Source organism: Pseudomonas donghuensis (genome assembly GCF_000696345.2).
GTDB lineage: Bacteria > Pseudomonadota > Gammaproteobacteria > Pseudomonadales > Pseudomonadaceae > Aquipseudomonas > Aquipseudomonas donghuensis.
Map to the genome: position 1 here is coordinate 5,509,059 of NZ_CP071706.1, position 16,433 is coordinate 5,525,491.

General features: G+C 62.7%; 16 protein-coding genes. 8 read left to right on the forward strand and 8 right to left on the reverse strand.

Translation table 11 applies throughout. The features are described 5' to 3' along the window. Positions 1 to 122 precede the first annotated feature (122 nt). The 4 genes from BV82_RS25605 (at position 123) to BV82_RS25620 (ending at position 5,192) form a co-directional block, all read left to right on the forward strand. Complete coding sequence (locus BV82_RS25605) at positions 123 to 2,441, forward strand: Tex family protein (RefSeq protein ID WP_010221231.1); 2,319 nt, start codon at positions 123 to 125, stop codon at positions 2,439 to 2,441. Then, on the forward strand, positions 2,441 to 2,824 hold the full coding sequence (locus BV82_RS25610) for a PaaI family thioesterase (protein ID WP_010221230.1): 384 nt from the start codon (positions 2,441 to 2,443) through the stop codon (positions 2,822 to 2,824). The genes BV82_RS25605 and BV82_RS25610 overlap by 1 nt, the downstream gene beginning before the upstream one ends. Positions 2,825 to 2,977: 153 nt before the next feature. Next, complete coding sequence (gshA, locus tag BV82_RS25615) at positions 2,978 to 4,564, forward strand: glutamate--cysteine ligase (protein WP_302183699.1); 1,587 nt, start codon at positions 2,978 to 2,980, stop codon at positions 4,562 to 4,564. Between the two features lies 1 nt (position 4,565). Next, positions 4,566 to 5,192, forward strand: a complete 627-nt coding sequence (locus BV82_RS25620) for a TetR/AcrR family transcriptional regulator (RefSeq protein WP_010221228.1) — start codon at positions 4,566 to 4,568, stop codon at positions 5,190 to 5,192. A gap of 101 nt (positions 5,193 to 5,293) precedes the next feature. On the opposite strand, the gene BV82_RS25625 is transcribed toward BV82_RS25620, so the two are convergent. The 8 genes from BV82_RS25625 to BV82_RS25660 all read right to left on the reverse strand — a co-directional run bounded on the left by BV82_RS25625 (position 5,294) and on the right by BV82_RS25660 (position 12,367). After that, a complete protein-coding gene (locus BV82_RS25625; RefSeq protein ID WP_010221227.1) occupies positions 5,294 to 5,509 on the reverse strand; it encodes a TOBE domain-containing protein in 216 nt (71 codons plus the stop codon). A gap of 19 nt (positions 5,510 to 5,528) precedes the next feature. Beyond that, positions 5,529 to 6,341 (reverse strand): aliphatic sulfonates ABC transporter ATP-binding protein, encoded by an 813-nt coding sequence (gene ssuB / locus BV82_RS25630; RefSeq protein ID WP_010221226.1) that lies wholly within the window; start codon positions 6,339 to 6,341, stop codon positions 5,529 to 5,531. Then, positions 6,338 to 7,132 carry an aliphatic sulfonate ABC transporter permease SsuC gene (ssuC, locus tag BV82_RS25635; RefSeq protein ID WP_010221225.1) on the reverse strand — a complete coding sequence of 265 codons (795 nt, stop codon included), beginning with the start codon at positions 7,130 to 7,132 and terminating at the stop codon, positions 6,338 to 6,340. The genes ssuB and ssuC overlap by 4 nt, the downstream gene beginning before the upstream one ends. Positions 7,133 to 7,142: 10 nt before the next feature. Continuing rightward, complete coding sequence (gene ssuD / locus BV82_RS25640; RefSeq protein WP_010221224.1) at positions 7,143 to 8,291, reverse strand: FMNH2-dependent alkanesulfonate monooxygenase; 1,149 nt, start codon at positions 8,289 to 8,291, stop codon at positions 7,143 to 7,145. A gap of 58 nt (positions 8,292 to 8,349) precedes the next feature. Next, positions 8,350 to 9,315 carry a sulfonate ABC transporter substrate-binding protein gene (locus BV82_RS25645; RefSeq protein WP_010221223.1) on the reverse strand — a complete coding sequence of 322 codons (966 nt, stop codon included), beginning with the start codon at positions 9,313 to 9,315 and terminating at the stop codon, positions 8,350 to 8,352. A gap of 92 nt (positions 9,316 to 9,407) precedes the next feature. Beyond that, on the reverse strand, positions 9,408 to 10,001 hold the full coding sequence (ssuE, locus tag BV82_RS25650) for an NADPH-dependent FMN reductase (protein ID WP_010221222.1): 594 nt from the start codon (positions 9,999 to 10,001) through the stop codon (positions 9,408 to 9,410). 223 nt (positions 10,002 to 10,224) lie between these two features. Continuing rightward, a complete protein-coding gene (locus tag BV82_RS25655) occupies positions 10,225 to 10,863 on the reverse strand; it encodes a peroxiredoxin (RefSeq protein WP_036994929.1) in 639 nt (212 codons plus the stop codon). 157 nt (positions 10,864 to 11,020) lie between these two features. After that, positions 11,021 to 12,367, reverse strand: a complete 1,347-nt coding sequence (locus BV82_RS25660) for an OprD family porin (RefSeq protein ID WP_036994927.1) — start codon at positions 12,365 to 12,367, stop codon at positions 11,021 to 11,023. A 553-nt stretch (positions 12,368 to 12,920) separates the two neighbouring features. Between BV82_RS25660 and tauA the strand changes: the two genes are divergently transcribed. Genes tauA through tauD form a run of 4 tightly spaced genes read left to right on the forward strand, consistent with a single transcriptional unit; the run spans position 12,921 to position 16,397 of the window. Beyond that, positions 12,921 to 13,898, forward strand: coding sequence for a taurine ABC transporter substrate-binding protein (gene tauA, locus BV82_RS25665; protein WP_036994925.1), 978 nt, complete (start codon positions 12,921 to 12,923; stop codon positions 13,896 to 13,898). A 15-nt stretch (positions 13,899 to 13,913) separates the two neighbouring features. Further along, on the forward strand, positions 13,914 to 14,708 hold the full coding sequence (tauB, locus tag BV82_RS25670; RefSeq protein WP_036994924.1) for a taurine ABC transporter ATP-binding subunit: 795 nt from the start codon (positions 13,914 to 13,916) through the stop codon (positions 14,706 to 14,708). Continuing rightward, complete coding sequence (tauC, locus tag BV82_RS25675) at positions 14,705 to 15,544, forward strand: taurine ABC transporter permease TauC (protein WP_010221217.1); 840 nt, start codon at positions 14,705 to 14,707, stop codon at positions 15,542 to 15,544. The genes tauB and tauC overlap by 4 nt, the downstream gene beginning before the upstream one ends. A 19-nt stretch (positions 15,545 to 15,563) precedes the next feature. Next, the gene (gene tauD, locus BV82_RS25680; protein WP_036994923.1) at positions 15,564 to 16,397 is read left to right on the forward strand and encodes a taurine dioxygenase; all 834 of its coding nucleotides are present in this window, start codon (positions 15,564 to 15,566) and stop codon (positions 16,395 to 16,397) included. The last annotated feature ends 36 nt before the right edge of the window (positions 16,398 to 16,433 follow it).

Genomic DNA, 16,433 nt, shown 5'->3' on the forward strand with positions numbered 1-16,433 from the left:
CTATCACCGCAAGCCGGACGCGCTGGGTATAATGCGCCGCTTTCAGCCAGCGCCGCATTGACCACAAGCGCTCTACAGCGCCCGCCCGCGGCCTTTGTATTCACAATTTGTCAGGTGGTTTTATGGACAGCATCAACAGCCGCATCGCCGAGGAACTCGGTGTCCGCCCACAACAGGTCGAAGCGGCCGTGGCTCTACTTGATGAAGGTTCGACCGTACCTTTTATCGCCCGTTACCGGAAAGAAGTCACCGGTAGCCTGGATGACACCCAGCTGCGCCACCTGGAAGAGCGCCTGCGCTACCTGCGCGAGCTGGACGAACGGCGTGTCAGCATCCTTGCCAGCATCGAAGAGCAAGGCAAGCTGACCCCGGAACTGGCCCGTGAAATCAAACTGGCCGACACCAAGACCCGCCTCGAAGACCTGTACCTGCCGTACAAGCAAAAACGCCGCACCAAGGGCCAGATTGCCCTGGAAGCCGGCCTCGGCGAGCTGGCCGACGGTTTGCTGAACGACCCGCAACTGAGCCCTGAAGCCGAAGCCGCACGTTTCGTTGATGCCGAAAAAGGCGTGGCGGACGTGAAAGCGGCCCTCGAAGGCGCCAAGTACATCCTCATGGAGCGCTTCGCCGAAGACGCCAGCCTGCTCGACAAGCTGCGCAGCTTCCTCAAGCAAGAGGCGGTGCTCAGTGCCCGCCTGGTGGCAGGCAAGGAAGAGGAAGGGGCGAAGTTTCGCGATTACTTTGAACACGACGAGCTGCTCAAGAGTGTGCCGTCGCACCGCGCCCTGGCGATTTTCCGTGGCCGCAACGAAGGCGTGCTGGCCGCTTCGCTGAAAGTCGGCGAAGAGCTGCCGGGCACCCTGCACCCGTGCGAAATGATGATCGCCGAACGTTTCGGCCTGCAGAACCAGAACCGTCCTGCCGACAAATGGCTGGCTGAAGTGGTGCGCTGGACCTGGAAGGTCAAGCTCTATAGCCACCTGGAAACCGACCTGTTCGGCGAGCTGCGCGACAACGCCGAAGGCGAGGCGATCAACGTCTTCGCCCACAACCTGCACGACCTGCTGCTGGCCGCCCCGGCCGGCCCGCGTGCCACCCTGGGCCTGGACCCGGGTCTGCGTACCGGTTGCAAGGTCGCCGTGGTCGATGCCACCGGCAAGCTGCTGGACACCGCCACCGTCTACCCGCACGTGCCGAAGAACCAGTGGGACCAGACCATCGCCGTGCTCGCCGCGCTGTGCGCCAAGCACTCGGTGGAGCTGATCGCCATCGGTAACGGCACCGCCAGCCGCGAAACCGACAAGCTCGCCGCCGAGCTGATCAAAAAATACCCGGCATTGAAGATGACCAAGATCATGGTCTCCGAAGCCGGCGCTTCGGTGTACTCGGCCTCGGAGCTGGCGGCCAAGGAGTTCCCGGACCTCGACGTATCGATCCGCGGCGCCGTATCCATCGCCCGGCGCCTGCAGGACCCGCTGGCGGAACTGGTGAAGATCGACCCGAAATCCATCGGTGTCGGCCAGTACCAGCATGACGTTTCCCAGTTGAAACTGGCCCGTGGCCTGGATGCGGTGGTCGAGGACTGCGTGAACGCCGTCGGCGTCGACGTCAACACCGCCTCGGTGGCCCTGCTCGCGCGCATCTCCGGCCTCAACAGCACCCTGGCGCAGAACATCGTTGCCCACCGCGATGCCAACGGCGCCTTCAAGACCCGCGCCGCGCTGAAGAAAGTCAGCCGCCTGGGCGAGAAAACCTTCGAGCAGGCCGCCGGTTTCCTGCGCGTGATGAACGGCGACAACCCGCTGGACGCCTCCGCAGTGCACCCGGAAGCCTACCCGCTGGTGCAGCGCATTGCCGCTGAAACCGACCGCGACATCCGCTCGCTGATCGGCGACAGCGGTTTCCTCAAGCGCCTGGACCCGAAGAAATTCACCGACGAAACCTTTGGCTTGCCGACCGTCACCGACATTCTCCAGGAACTGGACAAGCCCGGTCGCGACCCGCGTCCGGAGTTCAAGACCGCCGAGTTCCAGGAAGGCGTCGAAGACCTCAAGGACCTGCAACTGGGGATGATCCTCGAAGGCGTGGTGACCAACGTCACCAACTTCGGTGCGTTCGTCGATATCGGCGTGCACCAGGACGGCCTGGTGCACATCTCGGCGCTGTCGGAGAAGTTCATCAAGGACCCGCGTGAAGCGGTCAAGGCCGGCGACGTGGTCAAGGTCAAGGTCATGGAAATCGACATTCCGCGCAAACGCGTCGGCCTGTCGATGCGCATGAGCGACACCCCGGGCGAGAAGATCGATGGCGCCCGTGGCAGCCGCCCGGGCTCGGCCCCACGCCAGCCAAGCGCTCCAGCCCGCGCCAAGGAAACCCCGGCCCCGGCCAACAACGCCATGGCCGCGCTGTTCGCCAACGCCAAGCAGTTGAAGAAGAAGTGATGACGGTTCCCGACGAAGTCGTCTTCAGCGCCTTCAGCCAACTGCTCGGCTGCCGCCTGCAACACCTGGAAGCAGGGGTTGCCGAGGTGGCCATGGCCCTGGAGCCGCACCTGCGCAACCGGGGCGGCAAGCTGCATGGCGGGGCGATCTTCAGCCTGGTGGACACCACCATGGGCCTGGCCTGCTCCAGTTCCCATGGTTTCGACCAGCAGAGCGTGACCCTGGAATGCAAGATCAACTACCTGCGCGCGGTCAGCGAAGGTGAAGTGCTGTGCGTTGCCCGGGTGCTGCATGCCGGGCGGCGCACGCTGGTGGTCGACGCCGATGTACTTCAGGGCGACAAACTGGTGGCAAAAGCGCAGGGGACATTCGTCGTCCTCTAGCCGCAAATGGCCAAACTGCGGTACTTTCGGCAGAGCGCAGGCGCTGCCGAAAGCCGGCCACAACCAGGCGACAACGCCAGTTCCTCTGTCCACCCTTGTAGACCGTCATCTCCACCCCCATATTGGGGCGACTGACGCGTGAAGGAATCCATCTTGAGCGAACTTCTCAACCGCCGCCTGAGCCTGCTCGGCCAAGGCGACAACCTCTCCCTGCTCAAGCAGTGCCTGCACGGCATCGAGCGTGAATGCCTGCGTGTGACCGAGGAAGGTCGTCTGGCCCAGACTCCGCACCCCGAAGCCCTCGGCGCGGCGCTGACCCACGAGCAGATCACCACGGACTATTCGGAGTCGCTGCTGGAGTTCATCACCCCAGCCCTGGCCGACCCGGCGCAGACCCTCGAAAGCCTGGAAAACATCCACCGCTTCGCCTACACCAAGCTTGGCAACGAGTTCCTCTGGAGCCCGTCGATGCCCTGCCCGCTGCCAGCCGAGGAAGACATTCCGATCGCCTGGTATGGCACCTCCAACATCGGTCAGCTCAAGTACGTCTACCGCAAGGGCCTGGCCCTGCGCTACGGCCGCACCATGCAGTGCATCGCCGGGATTCACTACAATTTCTCGCTGCCAGAAAAACTCTGGCCGCTGCTGCGCGCAGCCGAACACAGCACGGAAGATGATCGCGACTATCAGTCGGCGGCCTACATCGCCCTGATCCGTAACTTCCGCCGCTACAGCTGGCTGCTGATGTACCTGTTCGGCGCCTCGCCGGCCCTGGACGCCGGCTTTTTGCGCGGTCGCCCACACCAGCTCGAACAGTTCGACGCCGACACCCTGTACCTGCCCTACGCCACCAGCCTGCGCATGAGCGACCTGGGTTACCAGAGCAACGCCCAGGCCGGCCTGACGCCGTGCTACAACAACCTCGCCAGCTACACCGACAGCCTGCGCAAGGCGGTGGCCACGCCGTACGCGCCCTATGTCGAGATCGGTACGCACAAGGATGGCGAATGGGTTCAGTTGAACACCAACATCCTGCAGATCGAAAACGAGTACTACTCCAACATCCGCCCCAAGCGCGTCACCTACAGCGGCGAGCGGCCGATCCAGGCGCTGATGGCTCGCGGCATCCAGTACGTCGAAGTGCGCTGCCTGGACATCAACCCGTTCCTGCCAACCGGTATCGACTTGCCCGAAGCGCGTTTCCTCGACGCCTTCCTGCTGTTCTGCGCCCTGGAAGAAAGCCCGCTGCTGGGCAACCTGGAATGCGGCAACTGCACCGGCAACTTCCTTAGCGTGGTCAAGGAAGGTCGCCGTCCGGGCCTGGAGTTGCAGCGTGATGGTCAGCCGGTCGAGCTCAAGCAGTGGGCCGCTGAACTGCTCGAACGCATTGCGCCCCTGGCCGAACTGCTCGACCGCAGCCACGGCAGCGACGAACACGCCAAGGCCCTGCACGCGCAGAAAGCCAAGGTCAGCGACCCTTCCCTGACACCATCGGCGCAGGTACTGGCGAGCATGACCGAGCACAAGGAAAGCTTCAGCCGCTTCGCCTTGCGGCAAAGCCAGGCCCATGCCGAGTTCTTCCGCGCCCAGGCCCTGGCGGCTGAACAGCAACAAGGGTTTGAAACGGCGGCTCGCGAATCCCTTGAGGCCCAGGCCAGGCTTGAACGCGAAGAAGACAAGGCCGACTTCGACCTGTTCGTCAGCGCTTACCAGGCGAGCATCCTGGCGATCAGCAACTGACATGACCCGCACCGCTACCCCGCGCAAACCCCGCGCCCGCAGCCAGGCGAGGATCGATTCGATCCTCGAGGCGGCGCGCACGCTGCTGGCCAGCGAAGGGGTGGCCAGCCTGTCGATCTACAGCGTGGCCGAGCGTGCGCAGATTCCGCCGTCATCGGTGTATCACTTCTTCGCCAGTGTTCCGGCCCTGCTTGAAGCACTCACCGCCGACGTGCACAGCGCCTTTCGCGCCTGCCTTGAAGCGCCGATTGATGCGGCGGCGTTGAACACCTGGCACGACCTCTCGCGCCTGGTCGAACAGCGCATGCTGGTGATCTACAACGAAGACGCTGCGGCGCGGCAGCTGATTCTGGCCCAGCATGGCTTGAGCGAAGTGACCCAGGCTGACCGCCAGCACGACATCGAGTTGGGCGACCTGATGCACACCTTGTTCGCCGAGCATTTCCAGTTGCCGGTGTTGCCGGATGATGTGGATGTGTTTGCTTTGGCCATGGAGCTGGGCGATCGGGTGTATGCCCGTTCGGTGCAGTTGCACGGGCAGATCACGCCGCGCATGGCCGAGGAAGGGATGCGGGTGTTTGATGCGTACCTGGGCTTGTATCTGCCGCCTTTCCTGCCTAAACGCTGACGGCCTCATCGCTGGCAAGCCAGCTCCCACAGGGACTGTATACACCGAACCTTGTGGGAGCTGGCTTGCCAGCGATGCAAGGCTAAGCCTTGCCCTGGTAGTCAGAGCTTGGCAATCGACACTTCTGTCGACTTCACAAAGGCAATCACCTCACTGCCAATGGTCAGTTCCAGCTCGCGCACCGAGCGGGTGGTGATCACCGAAGTGACGATCCCCGAGGCCGTTTGCACATCGATTTCCGACAACACCGGGCCTTCGAGGATTTCCTTGACGGTGCCTTTGAACTGGTTACGTACGTTGATCGCTTTGATAGTCATCTGCTTGGTTCCTTACAGGTCAGAGAGCCCAACGCAATTGCGTCGGCAAAGGTGCGACAGGTTCCGGCTCGGGCGGTGTGCCCGGGATCGACAGAACCCGGTTGAGTACTTCGGTTTCCAGTGCGGCCAGGCGGTGTGAACCGCGTACCCGCGGGCGTGGCAGGTCGACGTTGAGGTCCAGGCCCACTTCGCCGTCTTCGATGAGGATCACCCGGTCGGCAACCGCCACCGCTTCGCTGACGTCGTGGGTAACCAGCAACACGGTAAAGCCATGCTGGCGCCACAGCCGCTCGATCAACTGCTGCATCTCGATACGGGTCAGCGCATCCAGCGCGCCCAATGGCTCGTCGAGCAGCAACAGGCGCGGCTGGTGAATAAGGGCGCGGGCCAGGGCCACACGCTGCTTCTGGCCGCCCGACAACGCCGCCGGCCATTCATTGGCACGCTCGGCCAGGCCGACCGCCTCCAGCGCTTCAAGGGCTCGCGGCCGCCAGTTGCCCGACAGGCCCAGGCCGACGTTGTCGATGACCTTCTTCCACGGCAGCAAACGCGCTTCCTGGAACATCAGCCGGGTGTCTTCCTGGGCTTCGCTCAGCGGCGCAGAACCTGCCAGTAGCTCGCCGCCACTGGGTTGCTCAAGCCCGGCCAGCAAGCGCAGCAAGGTGCTCTTGCCGCAGCCGCTGCGCCCGACAATGGCGACGAACTGGCCGGCCGGAATGTGCAGGTCGATGTCGCGCAGCACCTGACGCTGGCCGAAGGTTTTCTGCAGGTTCTGCGCCGCCAGCGGAATCCCGCGCAGCAGCCGCAGTGGTGGTTCCTTGAGGATGGTCATGCGCCCTCTCCCCTGCTCGGTTGATAGGCCGGATGCCAGCGCAGCCAGACTCGCTCAAGGCCGCGTGCGGCCAGGTCGGCAAGCTTGCCGAGCACGGCATAGAGGACGATGGCCAGCACCACCACATCGGTCTGCAGGAACTCGCGGGCGTTCATCGCCAGGTAGCCGATGCCGGCGTTGGCCGAAATGGTTTCGGCCACGATCAACGTCAGCCACATGAAGCCCAGGGCAAAGCGCACACCGACCAGGATCGATGGCAAGGCGCCCGGCAGAATCACCTGGCGAAACAGCTCAAAGCCGGACAAACCATAGCTGCGGGCCATTTCCACCAAGGCCGGATCGACGTTGCGGATGCCGTGGTAGGTGTTCAGGTAAATCGGGAACAAGGTGCCCAGGGCCACCAGGAAAATCTTCGCCGACTCATCGATGCCGAACCACAGGATCACCAGCGGGATCAGCGCCAGGTGCGGCACGTTGCGAATCATCTGCACCGAGCTGTCGAGCAGGCGCTCGCCCCATTTCGACAGGCCGGTGATAAAGCCCAGCGCCAGGCCGATGGCGCCACCAATCAGAAAGCCGACGGCTGCCCGCCAGCCGCTGATTGCCAGGTGGGTCCAGATCTCGCCACTGCGCACCAGCTCGACGCCGGCGCTCAATACCGCGCTCGGCGCCGGCAGGATCCGCGTCGACAGCCAGCCGAGGCTGACTGCCAGTTGCCAGACCGCCAACAACAGCAACGGCAGCGCCCAGGGCGCCAGGCGTTGCTGCCAGGGAGTGGATGAACGACTCATGGCCCGGCCCTCAGCGCTGCGCCGAGGATTTGGGCAGGATGTCGTTGGCGACCATCTCGCCGAACGGGCTCACGTAGCCACCGCTTTTCGGCAGCTCCGGGCGCTCCACATCCAGGTGCGGGAACAGCAGCTCGGCGACCCGGTACGACTCTTCCAGGTGGGGATAACCGGAGAAAATGAAGGTGTCGATGCCCAGCGCCGCGTATTCCTTGACCCGTTCGGCCACGGTCGGGCCGTCGCCGACCAGCGCTGTACCGGCACCGCCACGCACCAGGCCGACACCGGCCCAGAGGTTGGGGCTGACTTCCAGATTGTCGCGGTTGCCGCCATGCAGCGCGGCCATGCGTTGCTGGCCGACCGAATCGAAGCGCGCCAGCGAGGCCTGGGCCCGGGCAATGGTGTCGTCGTCCAGGTGCGAAATCAGCCGCTCGGCGGCCTGCCAGGCTTCGGCGTTGGTTTCACGCACGATCACGTGCAGACGAATGCCGAAACGCACAGTACGGCCTTGCTTGGCGGCCTTGGCGCGCACCTGTTCGATCTTCTCCGCCACCGCTGCCGGCGGCTCGCCCCAGGTCAGGTACAACTCGACCTGTTCGGCTGCCAGGTCCTGCGCGGCCTCCGAAGAGCCGCCAAAGTACAGCGGCGGACGCGGCTGCTGGATCGGCGGATAGAGCAGCTTGGCGCCTTTGACCTGGATGTGCTGGCCGTCGTAGTCGACGGTTTCGCCTTCCAGCACCCGGCGCCAGATGCGGGTGAATTCCACCGAGGCCTGGTAGCGCTCTTCGTGGCTGAGGAACAAGCCGTCACCGGAGAGCTCTTCCGGATCGCCACCGGTCACCAGGTTGAACAAGGCCCGGCCACCGGAAAGGCGATCCAGGGTTGCTGCCTGACGCGCCGCCACGGTCGGCGAAATGATCCCCGGACGCAGGGCCACCAGGAACTTCAGGCGCTGGGTCACCGGAATCAGCGAAGCGGCGACCAGCCAGGAGTCCTCGCAGGAACGCCCGGTCGGGATCAGCACGCCGCCAAAGCCGAGGCGGTCTGCCGCCTGGGCGATCTGCTGCAGGTAGCCGTGATCGACGGCGCGCGCGCCTTCGGCGGTGCCAAGGTAATGGCCATCGCCATGGGTCGGAAGAAACCAGAATACGTTGAGGCTCATTGGAGTTGTCTCCTAGGGGTGGCGCAGACCGGGGCGGCGCCCCGGCGCGGGCAAATCGTCAAGGGGCGCTGGCGACTTTGGCCGGCGGAGTCCAGATCACGTCCTTGATGCTCAACGGCTTGGGAATCAACTTGAGCGTCTTGAAGGTGTCGGCGATCTTCTGCTGGGCGGCGATCACTTCCGGGGTAAGGAAAGCGGCGCCGTAGCCCTGGCGCTTGACCGAGGTCAGGGTGATGTCGGCAGGCAGGCCGAGCAGCGGCGCGACCTGGTCGGTGACTTCCTGTGGGTTGGCCTTGGACCACTCGCCCACTGCGCGCACTTCATCGACCAAGGCGCTGATCACTTCAGGGTGCTTCTGCGCGTAGGGCTTGGTCGCCAGGTAGAACTGATGGTTGTCGACGATGCCCTGGCCATCACGCAGGGTGCGTGCCTGCAACTGCTGCTCGGCAGCGGCCTGGTACGGGTCCCAGATCACCCAGGCATCGACGCTGCCACGCTCGAAGGCGGCGCGGGCATCGGCGGGCGGCAGGAACACTGGCTGGATGTCGCTGTACTTGAGGCCGGCGTCTTCCAGGGCGCGGACCAGCAGATAGTGCACGTTGGAGCCTTTGTTCAGCGCGACCTTCTTGCCCTTGAGTTCCTTCACCGACTGAATCGGCGACCCTTTGGGCACCAGGATGGCTTCGCTGTGCGGCGCTGGCGGCTCGTAGGCGACATAGAGCAGGTCAGCGCCAGCGGCCTGGGCGAACACCGGCGGTGTTTCACCGGTTACCCCGAAGTCGATCGAGCCGACGTTCAAGCCTTCGAGCAGCTGCGGGCCACCTGGGAATTCAGTCCATTGCACCTGCACGCCCTGGGCGGCAAGGCGCTTTTCCAGCGTGCCCTTGGCCTTGAGCAGCACCAGGGTGCCGTACTTCTGGTAACCGATACGCAGGCTTTCAGCCTGGGCTTGAGTAATGGCGCCGAAGGACACAGCCGCAGCAAACAGAGCGACCAGACCACGACGCAAAATGACAGTGCGCATAGCGCTCTCCTTTGCTGTTGGGGTTCAGGCTGCACCTGCTTGCCCGTTGGCGGGCGAGTAAGGTGGGAATTACAGGTAGCGGGTGATACGCCTCAGATGCTCCAGCGAGCACTGAGCAGACGTTCATTCAACACGCCCGGCGCGACCGGCTTGGGGCGACGCGCCAGGGCGCGGTGAAACAGTTCCAGCGATTCGAGCAGACGCTGCTCCAGGGCCGGCGCCAGTTGTGCGGCGGCACTGCCTTCGCCGTAGGCGATCTGGCTGTCGTCGGCGAAGATCCCTTGCAGGGTTTCCTCGGCCTTGAGTGCCGACAGCACCGGCTTGAGCGCGTAATCCACCGCGAGCATATGGGCGATGCTGCCGCCGGTTGCGATCGGCAGCACCACCTTGTGGCTCAGGGCACGCTCGGGCAGCAGGTCGAGCAGGGTTTTCAGCGCACCGGCGAACGAGGCCTTGTACACCGGGGTAGCAACCACCAGGCCATCGGCCTGTTCTACCAATTGCAGAAAGTGCTGCACCTTGGGGCTGTCGAAGCGCGCATGGAGCAGGTCTTCGGCCGGAAAATCCCGCACCTGGAAAGTCACCACTTCCACGCCCTGGCCTTGCAGCCACTGGCGGCTGCGCTCAAGCAGGACGCCGGAGCGCGAACGCAGGCTGGGACTACCACCGAGAGAAACAACCAGCATTGGAACGCATCCTTGATCGTGTTCTAGAGGGCCGCGAGTTGAAGTTCTCGCTGGAGTGGAGTGACCTTAACAGTTCGATACATATATCGATAAATCATATTTTTTCATTTGTTTATTCCTTATAGACCTATATGAATATCGCGGGGCAAGCCCGCTCCTACAGGCCTTGGGGGCAATAAAAAAAGGGCCGTAAACGGCCCAAAATCCCTGCTATGGCTAAAGATCAACGATTGGGTTGTGGGGTCAGGCGCAGGTACGGCTTGACCGCCCGGTAACCCTTTGGAAAGCGGCGTTTGATTTCCTCTTCATCCTTGAGCGACGGCACGATCACCACCTCGTCACCGTCCTGCCAGTTGGCGGGGGTGGCGACCTTGTGGTTGTCGGTCAGCTGCAGCGAGTCGATCACCCGCAAGATCTCGTGGAAGTTGCGCCCGGTGCTGGCCGGATAGGTGATGGTCAGGCGGATCTTCTTGTTCGGGTCGATGACGAACAAGGAACGCACCGTCAGGGTGTCGCTGGCATTGGGATGAATCAGGTCGTAGAGGTCGGAGACTTTGCGATCGGCATCGGCCAGGATCGGGAAGTTGACGATAGTGTTCTGGGTTTCGTTGATGTCTTCGATCCAGCGGTGGTGCGAATCCACCGGGTCCACCGACAGGGCGATGGCCTTGACCCCACGCTCGGCGAACTGCTCCTTGAGCTTGGCAGTGAAGCCCAGTTCGGTGGTGCACACCGGAGTAAAGTCGGCCGGGTGAGAGAACAGCACGCCCCAGCTGTCGCCCAGCCATTCGTGGAAGCGGATCTTGCCGGCGCTGGAATCCTGTTCGAAGTCGGGGGCGATATCGCCGAGTCTGAGGCTCATGGTGCGGCTCCTTGGCTGGGTTCGTTATGGCTTCACTGTGCCTGCTTCGTTGTAAAATTAAAAAGAATAAATATCGATTTATTTATAACTAATAAATCTAATCTGGTGCAGGCAAAAAAAAGCCTCGCACTGGGCGAGGCTCTCGTTTCAACCCGACTTACATGAAGTTGTAAGTGTAGTTGAAGATCAGGCGGGTCTGATCCTGGTCGTCGATGCTCTGACCTTCACCACGGTAGCTACCATGGCGCAGGCTAGCGCCCAGACCTTTGAGGGTACCTTCCTGGATCACGTAGTCGACACGCGCATCGCGCTCCCACTCGTGGTAAGTACCGCCGCCCACAGGGTTCTTGACGTCGTCGCCACGCAGGTAGGCAACCGATGCTTTCAGGCCTGGAACGCCCAGGCGCGCGAAGTCATACGAGTACTGACCGAAGGTGGTGTTTTCACCTGCACGAGCAAACTGGTTGATCATGCTATCGGTGAACAGGTAGAAGCTGGCGCCAGCGGCGCCTTCATTGCGGCCATTGCCGTCAGTGACACTACCTTGGTTCAGCCAGACAAAGCCACCGTCATCACCGACTTGTTGATGACCCAGCATCAGCGCATGGCCACCCAGGGTGTAGGTGAACATGGCACTCCAAGTTTTGTTGTCGACCTCACCGGTATTTTTGGCATAGCCACCGTTGTTGTTGAAACGGTAGCCAACGTCACCGTTCTTGCCATCGCTGCTGCTATCGAAATAGCGCAGGTCGGTCTTGAACGACTGGTCGTTGGCGATCGGATAAACGTGAACCAGGCCCAGGAAGTGCTGCTTGTAGAAGTCTTCCAGGTTCGAGTAGTAGTACTGCAGGGTCAGGTCTTTGGTGACCTTCCAGTCGCCACCAGCGAACTGGAACTTGTTACTGTCCTCGGTGGCACCTGCAACAGACAGACCAGTACGGTTGCTCGATGCACGACCCATAGCATGAGTCAGTTGACCGGCGTTCAGCGTCAGGTTGTCGATTTCTTTCGACTGAATTGTGCCGCCTTCAAAGGTCTGTGGCAGCAGTCGGCCGTCGTTGGACACCAGGATTGGCAGGTTAGGCGCCAGGGCGCTACCAAAGTGAGCTTCAGTCTTGGAGAAACGGGCCTTGGCGTTACCACCAATGCGCGCCCACTGGCTGGAAGCCGAACCATCGGTATCGCTTGGGAAGAAGCTGCTGTTATCAGGGTGACGACCACGGCCGCCATCCAGGTGGATGCCCCACAGCGCCTGGACGTCAACGCCGAAACCTACGGTACCTTCGGTGAAACCCGACAAGTAGTCGAGCTTGAAGCCCTGACCGACTTCACGGTTGTCACCACCACGGTTGTTGGCCGGAGTGTGAACTTCGCGGTTGTCGTTATTGAAATACATAGTGCGGGAACTGAGCGACAGCTTGCTGTCTTCAACGAAACCGGCAGCACCCGCTTGCTGGGCCAGAACCCCAACGGCCACGGCAAGTGCCAAGGTGGACTTGTACATGTTTTGCTCCTCTACGTTCTAATTCTTGTGTGTCGCTTACGGCAGGATCTTTGTGTCCCGCTCGACGTCGATTGGCGATTAGCACCAAAGGGTGACCGTCTAGTCAATCGTAACCATTCATTTCACTACTTTGGTCTAATGCGCCAACGGTGGGGGTGAAGGATAATGACAATCCTATAAATCCAAAAAGACTTATTTCGTAATTTTTCAGATTATTGCGGAATATGATCCAAATTTTTCTCCGCTGCCGTTATCGGCACCTAAGCTAATTCCTAAAGGGTATTGGGAAGCGGCTTTTTAGACCGCATAGCTTTGTCGAACCGTCCCCTTTCGGCAGGGCAGCCCCATGGCCCGACCATCATTGCCTTTCCCCTGTGCCCCGGCCTTGACCAGCATCACGTTTGGCGCCCAGGCCGATGAAGCCAGCACCTTCCCAGAGCCTTAAATCAATTGGCTCCTAAGCTAATGCAAAAAAGTTATTTATTTTAACTTTCTTAGATCATCTAGTCTTATTTCACCCCAACACAACCGCCCGCCTGACAAGGAGTTCACCATGACCCTGCATGCTCCCCTGCGCCTGTTCGCCGCCCTGACCCTGGCCGGCACCAGCTGGTTTGCCCAGGCGGCCGACCTGACGGTGGCCTACCAGACCACCGTGGACCCGGCGAAAGTCGCCCAGGTCGACGGTACCTACGAGAAAACCAGCAAGGCTGACATCGACTGGCGCAAGTTCGACAGCGGCGCCGACGTGATCACCGCCGTGGCCTCTGGCGATGTGCAGATCGGCTACCTCGGTTCCAGCCCGCTGGCCGCTGCCGCGACCCGCAAGCTGCCGGTGGAAACCTTCCTGATTGCGACCCAGATCGGCGCCGCCGAAGCCCTGGTCGCCCGCGATGGTGCCGGCATCAATTCGCCGCAGGACCTGATTGGCAAGAAGATCGCCGTGCCGTTCGTATCCACCGGTCACTACAGCCTGCTGGCCGCGCTCAAGCAATGGAACATCGACCCGGCCAAGGTGCAGATCCTCAACCTCGCACCACCGGCAATCATCGCCGCCTGGAAGCGCGGCGACATCGACGCCACCTACGTCTGGGACCCGGCCCTGGGCGTGGCCAAGGAAAACGGCAAGGTGCTGATCACCTCCGGTGAGCTGGCCGCGAAAGGCGCACCGACCTTTGACGCCTGGATCGTGCGCAAGGACTTCGCCGCCAAGCACCCGGAGATCGTCAAGGCCTTCGCCAAGGTCACCCTGGATGCCTACGCCGACTACCGCAAAGACCCGCAAGCGTGGCTGGCGAACAAGAGCAACGTCGACAAGCTGGTGAAGCTCTCTGGCGCCAAGGCGGCTGACATCCCCGGCCTGCTGCAAGGCAACGTGTTCCCGCTGGCCGCCGACCAGGTTGCAGCGCTGGGCGCACCGACCACCCAGGCGATCACCGACACCGCCACCTTCCTCAAGGAGCAAGGCAAGGTCGAAGCGGTGCTGCCGGACTACGCGCCCTACGTCAGCGCCAAATTCATCGCCAACTGAGACTCGGAGCAGACCATGGCCCTGTTACAACTGGAGCGCATCAGCGCACAGTACCCCGGCGCGGCCGAGCCGGTGCTGGCCGATATCAACCTGAGACTGGGCCCGCAGCAATTGCTGGTGGCCCTCGGCCCTTCGGGCAGCGGCAAGACCTCGTTGCTCAACCTGATTGCCGGTTTCGTGGCGCCCAGCAGCGGCCGCATCACCCTCGACGGCGTACCGGTGCAAGGCCCCGGCGCCGAGCGCGGTGTGGTGTTCCAGGACGATGCGCTGCTGCCCTGGCAAGACGTGCTGGCCAACGTCGCCTTCGGCCTGGAGCTGGCCGGGGTGCCGCGTGCCGTGAGGGAAAGCAAGGCCCGCGAGATGCTCGCCCTGGTCGACCTGGCGGAGTTTGCCAGCCGGCGGATCTGGCAGTTGTCCGGAGGCCAGAAGCAGCGCGTGGGCCTGGCCCGGGCCCTGGCTGCCGACCCGCGGGTACTGCTGATGGACGAGCCGTTCGGCGCGCTGGATGCCTTTACCCGCGAACAGATGCAGGAGTTGCTGTTGCAGGTCTGGCAGCGTACCGCCAAGCCGGTGTTCCTGATTACCCACGACATTGAAGAGGCGGTGTTCCTCGCCACCGAACTGGTGTTGCTGGCCCCGAACCCTGGGCAGATCGTCGAACGCCTGCAATTGGATTTCGGCCAGCGCTACAGCGCTGGTGAATCAGCCCGCGCGATCAAGTCCGACCCGCGCTTTATCGAAACCCGCGAGCACGTGCTGGCCCGGGTGTTCTCCCAACGCAGTGCCGTTACGCGGCAGGAGTTCGCATGAGCAGCCTGGATGTCCCGGTCGCGGCCAAACGTGCCACCAGCCAAATCGCGCCGAGCACACTCCGGCGCAGCCTGAACACCCGCTGGATCAGCGGCCTGACCCTGGCCACGCTGCTGTTGCTGTGGTGGGCGGTCACCGCCGCCGAATGGATCGAGCCGCTGTTCCTGCCCTCACCCGCAGCGGTGTTGAGCAAGGCCTGGTTGCTGCTGACCCAGGGCTACATGGAATCAACCTTGTGGCAGCACCTGGGTGCCAGCCTGCAACGTATCGGCCTGGCTCTCGGTGCGGCGATCGTCACGGCGATTCCGATTGGTATCGCCATCGGCCACAACCGCATTGCCCGCGGCATTCTCGACCCGCTGATCGAGTTCTACCGGCCGATTCCGCCCTTGGCTTACCTGCCGCTGATCGTGATCTGGTGCGGCATTGGCGAGCTGTCGAAGGTGCTGCTGATCTACCTGGCGATCTTCGCCCCGATCGCCATTGCCACCGCTACCGGCGTGCGTACCGTCGACCCGACCAAACTGCGCGCCGCGCAGTCGCTGGGGGCCACGCGCTGGCAGTTGATTCGCCATGTGATCCTGCCCAGCGCCCTGCCCGACATTCTTACCGGTGTGCGCATCGGCCTGGGTGTTGGCTGGTCGACCCTAGTGGCGGCCGAGCTGATCGCCGCCACCAGCGGCCTGGGTTTCATGGTCCAGTCGGCCGCGCAGTTCCTGGTAACCGACGTGGTGGTGCTGGGCATCCTGGTGATCGCCTTGATTGCCTTCGCCCTGGAGATGAGCTTGCGTGCCCTGCAGCGCAAGCTGGTGCCCTGGCACGGCCAGAGCCATTGACAACGGATAGAGAACAACCATGAGCCTGACCATTACCCCGCTGAGCCCTGCCCTCGGCGCACACATCAGCGGCATCGACCTCAGCCGCGAAATCAGCCAAGAACAACGCGACGCCATCGAACAGGCGCTGCTCAAGCACCAGGTGCTGTTCTTCCGCGACCAGCCGATCAACCCACAGCAACAGGCCGAATTTGCCGCCCGTTTTGGCGACCTGCATATCCACCCGATCTACCCGAATGTGCCGGAAACGCCACAGGTGCTGGTGCTCGACACCGCCGTCACCGACGTGCGCGACAACGCCATCTGGCACACCGATGTGACCTTCCTGCCGACCCCGGCACTGGGCGCGGTGCTCAGCGCCAAGCAACTGCCGGCCTACGGCGGCGACACTTTGTGGGCCAGTGGCATAGCTGCCTATGAGGCGCTGTCGGCACCGCTGCAGTTGCTGCTCGCCGGCCTCACCGCGACCCACGACTTCACCAAGTCGTTCCCGCTGGAGCGCTTCGGCACCACCCCGGAAGATCTGGCGCGCTGGGAAGCGGCGCGGCGCAACAACCCACCGCTGTCGCACCCGGTGATCCGTACCCACCCGGTGAGCGGACGCAAGGCGCTGTTCGTCAACGACGGCTTCACCACCCGCATCAATGAACTGAGCGAGGCTGAAAGCGAGGCGATTCTCAAGCTGCTGTTCGCTCACGCGACCCGCCCGGAGTTCACCATTCGCTGGCGCTGGCAGGAAAACGACGTGGCGTTCTGGGATAACCGCGTGACCCAGCATTACGCGGTGGACGACTACCGGCCGACACGGCGGGTGATGCACCGGGCGACGATTCTGGGGGATGCGCCGTTTTAAAGATCCATCGCGGCGCTACCATCGCTGGCAAGCCAG